The sequence below is a fragment of the Streptomyces sp. NPDC057136 genome, from assembly GCF_042670885.1.
In the GTDB taxonomy this organism is placed as follows: domain Bacteria; phylum Actinomycetota; class Actinomycetes; order Streptomycetales; family Streptomycetaceae; genus Streptomyces.
In genome coordinates, this window is sequence record NZ_JBHUUV010000006.1 from 113,778 (window position 1) to 129,475 (window position 15,698).

The 15,698-nt window shown below is 70.5% G+C and carries 14 protein-coding genes and 1 pseudogene; 8 read left to right on the plus strand and 7 right to left on the minus strand.

Going from position 1 to position 15,698, the window contains the following annotated elements:
* Positions 1-2: 2 nt before the first annotated feature.
* From ACFT7S_RS10210 to ACFT7S_RS10230, 5 genes are all read right to left on the minus strand, one after another.
* Positions 3-461, minus strand: coding sequence for a DUF1772 domain-containing protein (locus ACFT7S_RS10210; RefSeq protein ID WP_382729414.1), 459 nt, complete (start codon positions 459-461; stop codon positions 3-5).
* A 77-nt stretch (positions 462-538) separates the two neighbouring features.
* Complete coding sequence (locus ACFT7S_RS10215; protein ID WP_382729416.1) at positions 539-2,137, minus strand: von Willebrand factor type A domain-containing protein; 1,599 nt, start codon at positions 2,135-2,137, stop codon at positions 539-541.
* A gap of 126 nt (positions 2,138-2,263) precedes the next feature.
* A complete protein-coding gene (locus tag ACFT7S_RS10220) occupies positions 2,264-3,142 on the minus strand; it encodes an ABC transporter permease (RefSeq protein ID WP_382729418.1) in 879 nt (292 codons plus the stop codon).
* On the minus strand, positions 3,139-5,790 hold the full coding sequence (locus ACFT7S_RS10225) for an alpha/beta fold hydrolase (RefSeq protein WP_382729420.1): 2,652 nt from the start codon (positions 5,788-5,790) through the stop codon (positions 3,139-3,141). The genes ACFT7S_RS10220 and ACFT7S_RS10225 overlap by 4 nt, the downstream gene beginning before the upstream one ends.
* Positions 5,791-6,053: 263 nt before the next feature.
* The gene (locus ACFT7S_RS10230; protein ID WP_382729422.1) at positions 6,054-6,605 is read right to left on the minus strand and encodes a DinB family protein; all 552 of its coding nucleotides are present in this window, start codon (positions 6,603-6,605) and stop codon (positions 6,054-6,056) included.
* Between the two features lie 57 nt (positions 6,606-6,662).
* Between ACFT7S_RS10230 and ACFT7S_RS10235 the strand changes: the two genes are divergently transcribed.
* On the plus strand, positions 6,663-7,640 hold the full coding sequence (locus ACFT7S_RS10235) for a helix-turn-helix transcriptional regulator (RefSeq protein WP_382729424.1): 978 nt from the start codon (positions 6,663-6,665) through the stop codon (positions 7,638-7,640).
* A gap of 62 nt (positions 7,641-7,702) precedes the next feature.
* Here the strand turns inward: ACFT7S_RS10235 and ACFT7S_RS10240 are convergent.
* Both ACFT7S_RS10240 and ACFT7S_RS10245 read right to left on the minus strand, forming a co-directional pair.
* Positions 7,703-7,912 (minus strand): annotated as a pseudogene (locus tag ACFT7S_RS10240) (IS1380 family transposase); the annotation flags it as partial.
* Positions 7,913-7,931: 19 nt separating this feature from the next.
* Positions 7,932-8,525, minus strand: a complete 594-nt coding sequence (locus tag ACFT7S_RS10245; RefSeq protein WP_382729426.1) for a helix-turn-helix domain-containing protein — start codon at positions 8,523-8,525, stop codon at positions 7,932-7,934.
* Between the two features lie 105 nt (positions 8,526-8,630).
* Here ACFT7S_RS10245 and ACFT7S_RS10250 point away from each other — a divergent pair, with 105 nt between their 5' ends.
* From ACFT7S_RS10250 to ACFT7S_RS10280, 7 genes are all read left to right on the plus strand, one after another.
* Positions 8,631-9,134: a flavin reductase family protein gene (locus tag ACFT7S_RS10250; RefSeq protein ID WP_382729428.1), complete on the plus strand. Its 504-nt coding sequence runs from the start codon at positions 8,631-8,633 to the stop codon at positions 9,132-9,134.
* Positions 9,131-10,018: an MBL fold metallo-hydrolase gene (locus ACFT7S_RS10255; protein WP_382729430.1), complete on the plus strand. Its 888-nt coding sequence runs from the start codon at positions 9,131-9,133 to the stop codon at positions 10,016-10,018. The genes ACFT7S_RS10250 and ACFT7S_RS10255 overlap by 4 nt, the downstream gene beginning before the upstream one ends.
* The gene (locus ACFT7S_RS10260) at positions 10,015-11,217 is read left to right on the plus strand and encodes an amidohydrolase family protein (RefSeq protein WP_382729432.1); all 1,203 of its coding nucleotides are present in this window, start codon (positions 10,015-10,017) and stop codon (positions 11,215-11,217) included. The genes ACFT7S_RS10255 and ACFT7S_RS10260 overlap by 4 nt, the downstream gene beginning before the upstream one ends.
* A 100-nt stretch (positions 11,218-11,317) precedes the next feature.
* Positions 11,318-12,064, plus strand: coding sequence for an ABC transporter ATP-binding protein (locus ACFT7S_RS10265; protein ID WP_382729434.1), 747 nt, complete (start codon positions 11,318-11,320; stop codon positions 12,062-12,064).
* Positions 12,061-13,080, plus strand: coding sequence for an ABC transporter permease (locus ACFT7S_RS10270; RefSeq protein ID WP_382729436.1), 1,020 nt, complete (start codon positions 12,061-12,063; stop codon positions 13,078-13,080). The genes ACFT7S_RS10265 and ACFT7S_RS10270 overlap by 4 nt, the downstream gene beginning before the upstream one ends.
* 54 nt (positions 13,081-13,134) lie before the next feature.
* Positions 13,135-14,301 (plus strand): hypothetical protein, encoded by a 1,167-nt coding sequence (locus ACFT7S_RS10275; RefSeq protein ID WP_382729438.1) that lies wholly within the window; start codon positions 13,135-13,137, stop codon positions 14,299-14,301.
* The gene (locus ACFT7S_RS10280) at positions 14,301-15,698 is read left to right on the plus strand and encodes an FAD-binding oxidoreductase (RefSeq protein ID WP_382729439.1); all 1,398 of its coding nucleotides are present in this window, start codon (positions 14,301-14,303) and stop codon (positions 15,696-15,698) included. Before ACFT7S_RS10275 ends, ACFT7S_RS10280 begins: the two co-directional genes overlap by 1 nt.

Consider the following 15,698-nt stretch of genomic DNA (forward strand, 5'->3'; position numbering starts at 1 on the left):
CCCTACAGAACGACAGCGGCCAGCAGGACGAAGGAGGCGACGGAGACAGCCGTGCGGATGCGGTGCAGGGTGTTCCAGCGGGACTCGAACGCCGCGCGGGCCGCACCGTCGTCTCCCCCCTCGGAGCCGACGAGCGCGTTGTTCAGCGGAATGTTCCCGATGATCGTGATCAGGTGGCTGATGACCGCACAGACCAGGGCAGCCAGGACGAGGGCCCACTCGCGGTCACCGCGCCCGCCGAGGTCCGACACGAGTGCGGCGGCCGGCAGGGCGACGACGCCCAGGAAGACGAGCAGGAAGCCCGGTCCGGGCACCTTCTCGTTGAAGCGGCGCATCGCGGCCGTGAAGCCGTCGTCCGGCAACAGCGCGAGGCCGGGCATGATCACGACCATAAAGGTCAGCATGAAGCCGGCGTAGACCCCGGCAGTGATCACGGCGAGCATCAGAAGCAGTGAGGACATGGTGCACATCATGGCGCGGGAGCGCCGCCCGCACAGCCCCAACATACCGATGACTGTGCGGGCCCACCCGGCCTCGGTCAGCCGATCTCGCCCTCGTCCCCGCCGCTGTCGCCCGTGTCGCCGCCGCCACCCTTGAGCCGGTCCGCCGTCTCGATCGCGGTGGCCAGCTTCCGTACGGAGCTGTCCTCGGTCCGGTCCGCCAACGTGTCGGCCCGCGAGGAGAGTTCACCGAGTCCCGGCGCTCCCGGCAGCTCGCCGCCGCGCAGCGTCTCGGCGAAGTAGGCAGCCACGGCCGTCACTTGGAGCCGGGTGTTGTCGCCGCCCCACAGCGCCCCGTCGATCGCACCGGTCTCCACCGATCCGGTCTCCTCGTGCGCCTTCCGGGTCTTCGGGTCCTGCCAGCGCACCGTCGCGGTCGCCACGTGTCCGGACGCGCCGTCCCGGAGGCGTACGGCATAGAGCGCCGTCACCGTGTGGCCGGGGCCGATCTCGCCGCCGTCCACGCTGTCGTCGCGGAAGTCCTCGTCGGCGACCTTGCGGTTCTCGTAGCCGATGAGCCTGAACTGCTGGACGGTCTCGCGGTCGAAGGCCACCTGGGCCTTGGCATCGCGGGCCCGCAGTTCGACATGGGCGGGCAGCTGGTCGACGAAGACCTTGCGGGCCTGCGTCTCGTCGGAGATGTACGTGGTGTGGCCGTCGCCCTTGTTGGTGAGGCGTTCCATCAGCTCGTCGCCGTAGTCGCTGCCGACACCCACGCCGAAGAGGGTGATGCCGTACTCGCGGCGGGAGGAGTCGATGCGTTCGAGGATCGCGTCGGCGTCCGTCTCACCGGTGTTGGCGAGCGCGTCGGACAGCAGCACGACACGGTTGTTGGCACCCTTGCGGTGGCCCTTGACGGCCTCGTCGTAGCCGCGCCTGATACCGGCGTCCACATTGGTGGAGTCCTGCGGTTCCATGGCGTCGACGATGTCCCGGACCTTGGTGCGGTTGCCCTGGAGCCGGGTCATCGGGAGCCGGGTCTCGGCGCGGTCGCTGAAGGTGACCAGGGAGACCGAGTCGTCGTCGCGCAGTTCGTCGGTGAGGATGCCCAGGGACTTCTTCGCCAGGTCCAGGCGGCCCGGTTCGGCCATCGACCCGGAGATGTCGACGACGAAGGTGAGTGCGGCGGGCGGGCGTTCGCTCCGGTCGGTGGCGGCCTTGGTGGCGAGCCCGATCCGTACGAGCGACCAGTCACTCGCGTCCGCCCCGGCGCGTGCACCGTCGACGGTCACCGAGAAGCCGTTGTCCTTGGGCCGCTGGTAGCCCTGACGGAAGCTGTTGACGAACTCCTCGGGCCGTACGGTCTCCGGTCCCGGCAGCCGGCCGTCGCCGAGGGTGCGGCGCGCGTAACCGTAGCTCGCGGTGTCCACGTCCAGGGCGAAGGTCGACAGATAGTCCGGCGGCGCCACGTCACGGGCCGCACCCTCCCGCTGTTCCGGGCCGGCCTCGTCCGCCGCCCCGTCAGGTGCGGTCGCGGCCGGCGCCGGTGCCGGCGCCCCGCCGCTCGTACCACTGGCATCGGTCTTACGGTCCGCGGAGGCCCCGCCGTCCGATCCCGCGCCGCAGCCGGTGAGCAGCATTCCGCCCGCCAGCAGCAGTGCGAGCGTCCCGCTGTACTTCGCTGTCCGGTGTTTCATCGGTACCCCCCACATCGTCGACATCTGTGAATGTGACGTATGGGGAGGGGCGAAAGAGCAGACGAACGAGTTGCGGATCAATCTCGATGCGGCAACGGCGGGCGGAATCGGTGCGGAATGTCAGCGTCAGGACACGATGTCCTTACGACTGAACCCACGGAAGGCGAACGCGAACAGGATCAGGGCATAGGTGACGGACACCGCGGCGCCCTTGACCATGCCGCCCCACTCCAGATCCGGCTGGAGCGCATCCGCCCAGGCGAACTGCCAGTGCGCGGGCAGGAATTCGCGCCAGGAGCCGAGTGCGGTGACCGCGTCCAGGACATTGCCGACGATGGTGAGGCCTACGGCGCCACCGACCGCGCCCAGGGGTGCGTCAGTCTTCGTCGACAGCCAGAACGCCAGTGCGGCGGTGACCAGTTGGGAGACGAAGATGAACGCCACGACGAGCGCGAGTCGCGGCACCGTGTCCCCCGTGGCGAGCGCACCGCCGGTGGGGAGTTCCAGTGGCCCCCAGCCGTACGCCGCAGCTCCCGCCGCGAGTGCGACCACCGGCAGCAGCACCATCGCGGCCAGGCTGAAGCCGAGCGCGACGACGAGCTTGCTCCACAGCAGCCTGGTCCGTGGCACGGGCGCCGCGAGCAGATAGCGCAGGGACGACCAGCTGGCCTCGGAGGCGACGGTATCCCCGCAGAACAGGGCCACCGGCACCACCAGCAGGAAGCCGGCCGAGACGAACAGGCAGGTCGCGGCGAAGTTCGCGGCGGAGGCCGTCGCGGTGTCCATCAGGGTGAGCCGTTCACCGCCGCCGGGTCCGCCGTCCGGGGTGCCGCCGATCGCGAAGGCGATGATCAGGATGAACGGCAGGGCGGCCAGCACCCCGCCCATGAGCAGCGTGCGGCGCCTGCGCAGCTGCCGCATCGCCTCGACGCGCAGCGGCAGCGTGCGCCGGGCCCGGTAGCCGGGCGCCTCGGGGGCGTGTGTCACATCGACTGCGGCACTCATGCGGAGCCTCCGGAGATCAGGGTGAGGAACGCGTCCTCCAGGCGGCGGTGCGGGCCGACGCCCGTCAACGGCAGGTCAAGGCGCACCAGTTCGGCGATCAGCTCGGACGAGGTGGCACCGTCGAGCCTTACGAGCAGCCCGAGCCCGTCGCCCGTACGCACCGCCGATCCGATCCCCGGGAGTGCGGCGATCTTCTCGACGAGCGGTTCCGCGACCTCCCGGGCGGTGGTGACGAGCAGCATGTCGCCGGAGCCGGTGATCTCGGCGACGGGTCCCGCCTGCACGAGCCGGCCCAGGTCCATGACCACCAGGTGCGTACAGGACTGCTCCACCTCGGAGAGGAGGTGGCTGGAGACGATGACGGTCCGGCCCCCGGCCGCGTACCGGATCATCACGTCACGCATCTCGCGGATCTGGGGCGGGTCGAGGCCGTTGGTCGGCTCGTCGAGGATGAGGAGGTCCGGCATTCCGAGCATGGCCTGGGCGATGGCGAGCCGCTGCCGCATGCCCTGCGAGTACGTCCGCACGGCGCGGGCGAGAGCGTCACCGAGCCCGGCGATCTCCAGGGCTTCCTCGATGTGCGAGTCATCGGCGGGCCGTCCGGTGGCCTGCCAGTACAGCTCCAGGTTGGCGCGCCCCGACAGATGCGGCAGGAAGCCGGCTCCTTCGACGAACGAGCCGACCCGCGACAGCACGGGCGCACCCGGCCGGATGGCATGCCCGAAGACGCGGATGTCGCCGTCGTCGGGCGTGATGAGCCCCATGAGCATGCGCAGGGTGGTGGTCTTCCCGGCGCCGTTCGGCCCGAGGAGTCCCAGCACCTGCCCCTTCTCCACCCGGAAGGACAGCTCCCGGACGGCGTACCGGTCGGCTGACTTGGCGTACTTCTTCGACAGGCCGGTGATCTGGAGCGGTACGTCGGCGAGCGCCGGGTCGGGCGCGGGAGTCGCGGTGCGGCGGCGTGCGGAGAGCAGGAGCGCGGCGGCGATCACGACGGCCGCGGCCGGAAGTCCCCAGGTCCACCAGGGCAGGGCGGTCGACGCGGTCCTGACCTGCGGTGCGGTGGGGAGGGTCAGCGGGCCTTCGAGTGAGGCGGTGTACGTGGCGGGGGCGGCCGGTGACGCGTAGCCGAGGTCGGTGGCGGACAGGACGAGGCGGAGCCGGTGCCCGGAGTCGATCTCGTGGTCGACGGCCGGGAGGGTCAGCTCGATGGGCCTGCCCTGCTGGGCGGGCGTGATCCGGTGGGCGGTGACGAGCTGGGAGGGCAGCACCTGCTGCTTCCCGTCGGGCGACACGTCGTACACCTTCCCGAACAGCACGGCGTCGCCGCTGCCCGCCGTAACGTTTACGCGGACGGTGGGTGACCCGGTGACGCGTACGGAATCGGCGAACGGCCGGGAGTCGAACCGGGCGTACTGCCCGGGGAAGTCGAGCGAGAGCCCGACGCCGAGGGACGACAGCTGCGAGAGCCCACCGCCGAGCCCCGGCACTGCGGAGATCGCGGGCGGACTGGCCCCGGCGGGGTTACGGAAGGTCTGCTTGTCCCCCGCGAGCGCGATCTCCTCGCCCCCACCCCTCAGCCCCGGATAGCGGACGCTGCTCGCGCCCCGCTGCTGGGCGGCCCCATCGGTGGAGTCGATCCCTCCGGTACGTGTGACGCGGAAGGCGGGCCCTGTATCGGCACCTTTCTCCTCCTTGAGATACCGGTCGAACCACGCACCGACGCGACCCTCGACCCGGTCGCCCTCCCTGTCCCCGCCGTCGTGCCCACCCGCGATCCAGTCGACGGAGACGGGCGCGCCGTTCCCGCTGATGGCCTTCGCCATGGCGTCGGCGTGGTCGAGCGGAAAGAGGGAGTCCGACTGGCCCTGCACGATCAGTGCGGGCACCTTGATGCGGTCGGCGACGGCGACCGGGGAGCGCTCGGCCAGCAGCTCACGCGCGGCGGCGTCCGGCTTCCCGCTGACGGCGACCCGCTCGTACATCTCGCAGAGCTGCTTCTCGAGCTGCTGGCAACCGCCGCCGGTCGTGACGAAGATCCCGGCCCAGAGCTTCTTGAAGACACCGTCGGGGAACAGCGCATCGGCCAGATTCCAGTAAGTGATCACCGGCGCAACGGCATCGACACGCTTGTCGTGCCCCGCGGCGAGGAGCGACACGGCGCCCCCGTAGGAGACCCCGGTGACACCGACCCGAGGGTCGCCCGCGCCATCGAGCTCCACCTCGGGCCGCCCGGCCAGCCAGTCAATGAGCCCGGACACATCCTTGACCTCGGCGTCGGGCGCGTTGAGCGAGATCTCCCCACCCGACTTCCCGAACCCGCGGGCGGACCATGTCATCACGGCATACCCGTCCCCGGCCAACTTCTCGGCCTGGGCCCGCACATCGGCCTTGCTGCCGCCGAATCCGTGCCCGATGAGCACGGCGGGCCGCCGCTCCGAACCCCCGCTCGTGAAGTACGAGGTGTCGATCGGCACCCCGTCCATCCGCAGCATCCGGTCCTCGCGCTGCACACCGGGACCGCTGTCGTCGGCGACCGCGGTCCACGTACCGCCACCCGCGAGCACGATGAGCGCGGCGAGGCCGGCAGCCCATCGGCCGCGCTTGCGTGGCAGCCGGGGCCGCCACCGGGAAGTTGGGGAGTCCATACCCAGACCCTAAGCGGGCGACAGCACTCCGAAAGAGGCCGCCAGGGGGAGGTACCCGGCCTCCCTCAGAGGTACGGGGCACCCCCTCCGTACTCCGTACGCGGTACATCAGCCCTCGTGCACACGGCTCCGCAGCGGACGGGGCACTCGTCCGGTGAGGGGCCAGGAGTCTCCTGCGGCAGCAGCTTCCTCAGACTCCCCTGCCCGCAGCGCGCTGACCTGATCCTCCGGGACCGGCCGGCTCATGCCGGACACCCTCGTCTTCATCGCGGAGGATCTTCTCCTACCAGCCCGTCGATGGACTCGCGGATGAGATCGGCATGCCCGACGTGGCGCGCGTACTCCTCGATGAGGTCGACGAGCAGGCACCGCAGGCTGGGCGAGCCCCCGCGCGGGTGGACGAACGCCGCGATGTGTCCCGGGCCCCCGTCGGCCAGCGCCTGCCGCACGTGGGCGCGGGAGCGGGCCACGGTGTCCTGCCAGAGCGCCAGGAGCTGCTCCGGGGTGTCCTCGGCGGCGGTGCGCCACTCCCAGTCGGGATCGGCGTCCCAGTCCACGGCGTCCCACGGGGCCGCGGGCTGGTGCCCGAGCAGCTTCTGCGAGAGGACGTCGTCCTCTACCAGCGCCAGGTGCTTGAGCAGCCCGCCGAGGGTCATCGACGAGGCGCCCACAGTCACCCGCAGCCCGGCCGCGTCCAGCCCTGCGCACTTCCACTCAAAGGTCCTGCGCTGGCGTTCCAGGGAACCCAGCAGGGTGTCGGTCTCGTCGCCCGCGAGCGGCGGCTCGGTCAGAACCGCCTCGGTGTTCTCAGCCATGGCGGGGAGACTACGGTCGGTTCCGGACGATCCACTGCCGGAATTCCGAGGTTGCCGATGAAGCACGACGAGAGCCCGACCGCCCGGGCGCTGCTGCTCCTCGAACTGCTCCAGAACAGCCCGGGAATCACGGCGAACCGGCTGGCCGACAGGCTCGGTGTCTCGGAGCGGGCGGCGCGCCGGTACGTATCCATCCTGCGCGAGGCAGGTGTCCCGATCGAGTCCGCCCGCGGCCCCCACGGGGGATACCGCGTGGGCCGTGGCCTGCGGGTGCCTCCCCTGATGTTCACCGGAGCCGAGGCGCTGGGGCTGGTGATGGCTGTCCTGGACGGCCATCGGAACGCAGCTGACCCGGCTGACCCGGTGGGCAGCGCACTGGGCAAGATCATGCGCGTACTTCCTGAGCCGGTCGCCAACCCGGCGCAGGCGGTACGGACGGTGACCACACTGGGCCCGGACCCCCAGGCGTCGGCCCCGAGTCCCGAAACCACGGCCGCGCTCGTCCAGTCCTGCGCCGCGCACCGCAGGCTGCGACTCGGCTACCGGATGGGCGCCGACCGGGCACGGGTCATGGACGTCGACCCCTGGGCGGTCGTCGTGCGCCAGGGCCGCTGGTATCTGCTGTGCTGGTCGCACACGAAGAACGCGAGACGAGTCCTCCGCGTGGACAGGATCACCACCGTCGATGCCCTCGACTCCGCCTACATCCCTCCGGCCGGCCTCAAACCGGCGGAAGCACTCGAGGAACACCTGGCCGAGGGCTGGAAGTACGAGGTGGAGATCGTCATCGACGCCCCCGCCGACGCGGTCACCCAATGGCTCCCGCGCAATCTGGGCCGGCGCGAACCGATGGACGCGGTCACCACCCGGCTGATCGCCACCACGGACGAACCGGACTGGTACGCGGAACAGCTCACGGCGATCAAGGCCCCATTTCGCGTCGTCAAGCCCCGAGAGCTGAGAGAGGCCACCCGCGCCCTCGGCGCGCGCCTCCTGCGTGCGGGCGGAGGCCCCACCGAAAGAGCCGAGGACTGACACGCCAAGCCTTGTTCGTAGCCCTTTCCATGTTCTTCGCGGGGCACTTGTCGGCGAGTGGCCTGCAGCCAGGCCACTTCCCGAGCCCGGGCCCTTGCCGATCGCAGCGGAGCAAGTACAGCCTCGTCCATGTCAGCGAGCAGTCGCCAGGCCGTGGGCGTAGAGGCAACGGCGCCGAACTCCTCGCCCTGGTCGCGCAGGACGGCCAGGTCCGTGATGGTCTCGCCGCCGTCGGCGATCATCACCCCGTGTCGGCCGGCATCCGCGCCAGCCCCGACCGAAACGGCGAGGCTAGCGAGGGGCGTTCTGTACGGTGAGTATGCGCACCCCGGAGAGGTCCTGGTCCTCCGTCAGAACCCGCCATCGGTGCGGGGTTCCGCCTGAGTAGAGCAGGCTGTCACCGGCGTAGAGGCGGTGCAGTTCACGGCCGCCGGGGCCCAGTAGGTCGACCTCGATCGCGCCGTGCACCACGTAGAGGAACTCATCGCCCGGGTGGTCGTAGTACTCCTCGAAGCCGGTAGGTCCTCCCGTGTATTCGACCGGATGGACGGCGAATTGGGGTGCCCCGAGCATCCTGGCCGAGCCGCCGCTGTTGGCGACGGGGGTGCCGGTCCCTTCCCGTACGACATGGATGTCGGCGGGGGAGGTTGCCGAGTGCGCCAGCAGGGCCTGTTGGGTGGTGCCGAGCGCCTGGGCGATCCGGTGCAGCGAGGGCATGCTCGGGCGGGTCAGCCCGCGCTCCAGCTGGCTGAGGAAGGGGTGCGAAAGGCCTGCGCTGCCCGCGAGTTGGACAAGGGTGAGGCCGCGCTTCTTGCGTAGCCGACGGATCGCGTTACCAAGCTGCTGGTCCGGATCGGCGGGGGTTTCGGTGGGGCGGTCTGCCATGGCGGAAATCCTAAGCGGTCACTTCGGAGTGGGATTTACTCCCGCGAAACACATGTCTCCTACGCTCAATGTTGATGTGACGAACATTCTAGGCGAGGAGCCCGAATGACTGCGACCACCGCCGACCGACCCGCCACGGCCGGATTCCTCGATGCCATGGCCGCCCTCGCGGGCGGCGTCTGCGTGGTGACCGCCGCCGCAGCCGATGGCACACCTGCCGGATTCACCAGCACCGCCGTGATGAGCCTAAGCCGCACGCCGCAGCTGATAGCGATCGGTGTCCAGCGCGGCAGCCGCACCCTGCCGCTGCTCCAGGGCGGCGGCAGGCTCGCCCTCAACATCCTGGCCGCGGACGGCGAATCCGTCTCGCGGCGGTTCGCCGATCCGTCCGCCGACCGGTTCGCCGGGCTGGAGTGGACGACAGGAGAGGGAGGTGAGCCGCTGCTGCTGGCGCAGAGCACGTACGCCGTTCTGTGCCGCGTACGGGAGGAGGTGGCGGCCGGGGACCACCTGCTGCTGATAGCCGCCATCGAGGAGATCATCCCCGGCCAGGGCGGGGTCAGCGCTCTCGTCCACCACGCCCGCCGCTACCACGGCATCGGCGCGTGAGCGGGCGCGACTGGTTCTCCGTACAGGAGACCGGACCTGGGACCTTCCTCATCGCCGAGCCCGGGCACGTCAACAGCTATCTCGTCGTGGGCGACGACCTCGCCCTGCTGTACGACACCGGGATGGGCATCGGGGACATCGGGCGCGAGGTGCGCGCGCTGACCTCGTTGCCGCTGCTCGTCGTCAACTCCCACCACCACTACGACCACCGGGGCGGCAACACCTCGCTTGTGGGCGAGGCCAAGGACTTCGCCGTCCACGAGGCGGGCGCAGACCTGCACGGCGAGCCCGCACCGCGCGAGTGGCTCGAGGCGTACGAGCACATCGCCCAGGACATGCGACAGCGCTACATCGAGCTGAGCGCACTCTCCGCCGAGGGCTTCTTCCTCACCGACTCGCGGATCGAGGTGCGGCCCGTCCCCGAGCTGACCCAGTGGCGTATAGACGCGGTGCGACCGACCCGGCTGCTCAGGGAAGGGGAGCAGCTCGACCTGGGCGGGCGGAGGCTGCAAGTCCTGCACACCCCCGGGCACTCACCCGACGGCATCTGCCTCTGGGAGCCGGAGAGCGGCCAGCTCCTCGCCGGCGACACCCTGATCAGCGGTACTTTCTTCGCCCATGTGCCGGGCGCCGAGGTACCCGCCTTCGCCGCATCGACTCGCCGATTGGCCGAACTCCCTGTCAGAACAGCCCTGTTGGGGCACAACCTTCGCCACCGCGAGGACCACAACTTCGTGGGCCGGGTCGCCGAAGCTTTCGACCAAGTGGTATGCCGACGGACCCGCCCGGTCCGCCGCCAGGACATGTTCGGCGCGCCCGCGATGTGGCACGCCTTCGACGGCTTCTCGGTACTCACCGCACCGGAGAACGGGGACGTACGATGACGGCGACGGCACTGCTGCTGCGCGCGGCGCGGCTGCCCGAAGGGCAGGTCCGGGACGTACTGATCGAGGACGGGCGGGTGTCGGCCGTTGCACAGGCCGGTCAGCTGCCCTCCGCATATGAGGAGATGGACCTCTCCGGCTTCATACTGTTGCCCGCCCCCGCCGAACCCCACGCCCACCTCGACAAGGCCCTCACCTGGGACCTGGCCGGTGCACCGCCCTGCGATCTGCCGGGGGCGGTCGCCGCCTGGCGCGGCTATGCCGAGCAGGTGACGGAGGAGGACGTGCTGGTCAGAGCCCGCCGCGCCCTGGACGAGCTGGTCGCCAATGGCGCGACCGCCGTCCGCACCCACGCCGACGTCCTGCCAGGCCCCGATCCGCTCCGGGGGCTGCGGGCGCTGTTGCGGCTGCGCGAGGAGCTGAGCGAGCGGGTTGCGCTGCAGATCGCCGTACTGCACATCGAGGCGCCCGACGAAGTCCTCGACGAGGCACTGGAGTTGGGCGCCGACCTGCTCGGTGGCTGCCCGCACCTCTCCGACGACCCGCAGGCCGCTGTCGCCCGCGCCCTGGCCATCGCCGAGCGGCACGGCGTCGGCGTCGATCTGCATGCGGACGAGCATCTCCGTCCGGACCCCAAGGATCTGCTGCTGCTCGCCCAGGCGGTACGGGAGCGGGGCTTCGCCCACGGTGCGACCGCCAGCCACTGTGTGGGACTGGGCGGCCTGGACCCGGCCGAGGCCGCCCGGATAGCCAAGGAGGCGGCGGCATCCGGGATCGGGGTCGTCGCACTGCCGCTCACCAACCTCTACCTCCAGGGCCGCGACACCCCTGTCCGCACCCCGCGCGGTCTGACCGCCGTACGCGCCCTCCTGGACGCGGGCGTGCCCCTCGCCGGGGGCGGCGACAACATCCGCGACCCCTTCAACCCGGTGGGCAGGGCCGATCCCCTGGAGACCGCCGGACTCCTCGTCGCGGCAGGCCACTTGACGCTGCCCGAGGCCGTCCACGCGGTGACCACAGGCGCCCGCACGGTCCTCGGGCTAGCCGCCGCAGGGCCGTACGAGGGGGCGGTCGCCGACCTCCTCGCCGTACGGGCCGACTCGCTCTCCGGGGCCGTCGGGGCCTCGTACCCGGACCGGATCGTCTTCAAGGGCGGGCGAGCGGTGAGCCGTACCACAGTGATCCGCGAAGTGCTCTGACTGATCCAGGGCCTAAACGCCCGGGACATCCCCCCGAAACAAAGAATGTTGATGCTATGAACATCGGTGAAGGCACCACAGGCCCACAGGAAGGAGCGACGTGGCGACAGCAGTGCAGACGGCGCTGAGCTTCGTAGCCGTCGACAAGCGTTTCGACAGCGGGACCACCGCACTCTCGGGAGTGGAACTCCACGTCGGCGAAGGGGAGTTCGTCGCAGTCGTCGGCCCCTCCGGATGCGGCAAGTCGACCCTGCTGCGGCTCGCCTCCGGTCTCGATGCCCCCAGCGCGGGCGAGATCAGCACCCCGGGCGGGGACATCGGTTACGTCTTCCAGGACGCCACCCTGCTGCCCTGGCGGAGCGTCCTCGCCAACGTGGCGCTGCCGGCCGAACTGGCCGGCCGTCCCAAGGCCGAACGGCACGAGCGCGCCATGGACGCCATCCGTCTCGTTGGCCTCGACGGCTTCGAGAAGCAGTTGCCGGGACAGCTCTCGGGCGGGATGCGGATGCGGGTCTCGCTGGCCCGCGCGCTGATGATGCGCCCCGCGCTCTTCCTCTTCGACGAACCTTTCGGCGCGCTGGACGAGATGACCCGGCTTCGTATGCAGGAGGAGCTCCAGCGGATCTTCGCCGAGACGGGGTTCGCGGGTCTCTTCATCACCCACTCGGTGACCGAGGCGGTCTTCCTGGCCAACCGGGTCGTGGTGATGTCGGCCCGGCCCGGACGCATCACCGCCGCATTCGAGGTCCCGTTCGCCCACCCCAGACCCGCTTCGCTCCGTTACGAACCGGAGTTCGCCGCGATCGCGGGCGCGGTCTCCGCAGCCCTGCGAGGAGACGCCCAGTGACCGCGAACACCCCGGCCGCCACGGCCGCCGACGCGCCGACTGCCCACGCGACCACGGCCGCCTCGGTCACCGTCGGCCCGAGGGGCGAACCGTCTGCCGCTCCCGAAGGGGCCGTCACCGGTTCGAGCGCTGCCGCTCCGGCCCACGAGGGGAAGACCCCCGTGCACCAGTCCGATGCCGCCACCGGCGCCACGGTCGAGACTTTTCCGGCCGCCGAGGCGTCCGTCCGCACCCGCCGCAGCCCCGTCGCGCTGCTCGCCCCCATCGGCTCACTCGCCGTCGCCATCGGCCTCTGGTACGCGGTGAGTTACCTGCTCCTCGCCCCCGCCCGTCGCTTCCTCGTACCGCCCCCGCATCAGGTCCTCCAGATCGCCGTCCTCGACTGGACCCACCTGCAGCCCATGCTCCAGGCCCTCGCCCTCACCGCGCAGGTCGCTCTCGCCGGGCTCGCCATCGCCGCCGGCCTCGGCATCACCGGGGCCGTCGTGATGAGCCGCGCCCGATGGCTGGAGCGCTCCCTCTATCCGTACGCCGTCATCCTGCAGACCGTCCCGATCCTCGCCATCGTCCCCCTCATCGGCCTCTGGTTCGGCTTCGGCTTCACCAGCCGGGTGGTCGTCTGCGTCCTCATCGCCCTCTTCCCACTGATCGCCAACACCCTCTTCGGACTGCAGTCCGTGGACCGCGCCCACCACGACCTCTTCACCCTCCAGGAGGCGAGCCGCCGGGACCGCCTGCGCAAGCTCGAACTGCCCGCGGCGCTCCCCGCCATCTTCACCGGGCTGCGTACCTCCTCCGGGCTCTCCGTCATCGGCGCGGTCGTCGGCGACATGTTCTTCAAGCAGGGCGCGCCCGGCATCGGCACCCTCCTCGACGTCTACCGCTCACGCCTCCAGTCCGAGGACCTCTTCGCCGCGATCATCCTCGCCTCCCTCTTCGGGGTCGCCGTCTTCGCGCTCTTCACGCTCCTGTCCCGCCTCGCCATCGGTTCATGGCACGCGTCCGGCCGCAGCTGAGCCGGCCCCACCCCCTCTCCGCTTCCTCGTCAGAGCCCCTCCCGGGAGACAGCCATGCCAAATTCCGTCAGAAGAAGCCTTGTTGCGGGACTGAGTACCTCGCTCCTCCTCGCCGCCACCGGCTGCGGCGCCGGCGCCACCCCAGCCCGGTCCTCTACCGACCTCAAGCCCGCCCCCGCCGCCCAGCGCCTCGACAAAGTCTGCCCCGCCACCGTCGTGGTCCAGGCCGACTGGGAGCCCGAGGCCGAACACGGCCCGGTCTACAACCTGGTCGGCCCCGGCTACACCGTCGACACCGACAAGAAGCGGGTCACCGGCCCGCTCGTCATCGGCGGCAAGGACACCGGCGTCAAGATCCAGGTACGGGCGGGAGGTTCGGCCGTCGGTTTCCAGAGCCCGGCCTCGCAGATGTACATCGACCAGTCCATCACCCTCGGCATGGTCACCACCGACAGCGCCATCCAGGCGGCAGGCAAGCAGCCCGTCACCGCGGTGGCCGCGCTGATGAAGAAGAGCCCGCAGGTCCTGATGTGGGACCCCAAGACCCACCCGGACTGGCAGACCGTCGCCGATATCGGCAAGAGCGACGCAAAGGTCGTCTACCGCGACGGCGAGATCTTCGCCCCGATGCTGGTGTCGAAGGGGCTCATCAAGAAGAGCCAGCTGGACGGGAGTTACGACAGCGCACCGTCCCGCTTCGTCGCCGACCCCACCATCGCCCAGCAGGGCTTCGCGACCGCGGAACCGTACCTCTACGAGCACGAGATCGCCGCCTGGAAGAAGCCGGTCAGGTTCCAGCTGCTGGCCGATGTCGGCTACACCGCCTACCCACAGGCACTCTCCGTCCGCGTCGGCGCACTGAAGAAGCTCAGCCCCTGCCTGAAGAAGCTGGTCCCCGTCATCCAGCAGTCGGCAGCCGACTTCGCCGCCGCACCGGACACAGCGATCACACTCATCGACGACATCGTGAAGCAGTACGGCACGAGCTGGGTCTACTCCAAGGGCACCGGCCAGTACGCCGCCAAGGAGATGGTCAGGCTCGGCATCCTCGGCAACGAGGCCGACGGATCGATCGCGAGCTTCGACAAGAAGCGCGTCGCCGACTCCCTGAAGACCTTCGGACCGATACTCACCAAGAGCGGCGTCAAGATCCCGGCCGGCCTGAGCGCCGACGACCTGGCGACCAACGCATTCATCGACACCGAGATCGGAATGAAGTGATGGCCGTCGACCCCAAGGGCACGACCCTGTCCGCCGCCGAACTGCGCCGGATGACCGAACTTGTCGCAGACGACGCGGTGCTGGGTGTCGGCCCAGGTGCCACCCACCGCACCCCCGGCGTCGACGCATTCTGCACAGAGGCTGCCGCACTGCTGGGCGAGGATGCCGTCGTACGCGAGGACTCCGCCCTCGACAAGGCGTCCCGCGACTGGGCTCACATGTCGCCGATCCTCGCCGCCAAGCTCCCCGCCGGTCGCGCCGAGGTGGTGCTGCGCCCGTCGTCGTACGAGCAGATCCAGCCCCTCGTCGCCCTCGCCCACCGCCTGCGCATCCCGCTCACCCCGCGCGGCAAAGGCACCGGCAACTACGGCCAGGCGATCCCGCTGCACGGCGGCGCCGTCCTCGACCTCACCGGATGCGGACGCATCCTGGGCGCGGGCGACGGGTGGATCAGGGCCGAGGCGGGCGCAAAGATGTCCGACCTGGAGGCGCATGCGCGCACGCTGGGCCAGGAGCTGTGGATGTTCCCCTCCACCTTCGGGACATCGCTCGGCGGCTTCCTCTCCGGTGGGAACGGCGGCACGGGATCGCTCGCCAACGGCACCAACGGGGACGGATTTGTACGGGAATTGACCGTCGTCCCGTGCACAGCGGAGGCCGAGCCCTTCACCGTACGCGGCGAGGAAGCACTCCCGTACATCCACGCCTACGGCACCACCGGCATCACCACGACAGCGACCGTCGCACTTCAGCCGGCCCGCGTCTGGACCGGCCTTTTCGCCTCCTTCGACACGTGGACCTCCGCCACCGCCGCGCTCAGCGACCTCGTACGCCTGGAGCCCGCCCCGCGCCTGGTCTCCCTCGACGAGCCCGGCCTCGTCGAGACCTTCGAGGCCGACCCGGCCCTCGACCCGGCCGCGCTGAGCGTCCGCGCGATCATCGAGGAGCAGGCCGGGGACGACGCTCGGGCGATCATCGAGAAGCACGGCGGCCGGGTGACGGAGGTACGTCCCGCGCCGCGCGGTCCCGCCCTCATCTCCTCGCTCTCCTTCAACCACCCCACGTACCACCTGATGAAGGCCAAGGACGGCTACTTCCACCTGGAGATCGGCGGCGACGTACTGCTCGGCGACCCGGCGGCGGTCAAGGCCGTCTTCCCCGGGACGGTGCTGCACCTGGAGGGCATGCGCTCGGGGACCGTCGGCATGCTGATGGCGCACTACCAGGACGAAGCCACCGTGTACGAGGGGATCGCCGCCCTGGAGGCACTGGGCATCGGCGTCCATGACGTCCACAACTGGTACGTCGACCGGCGCCTCGACCTCGTCCGTGCCACCGCCGGCACCGCCGACCCGCTGGGGCTGCTCAACCCCGGCCACCTCCTGGGAGCGCGCTGA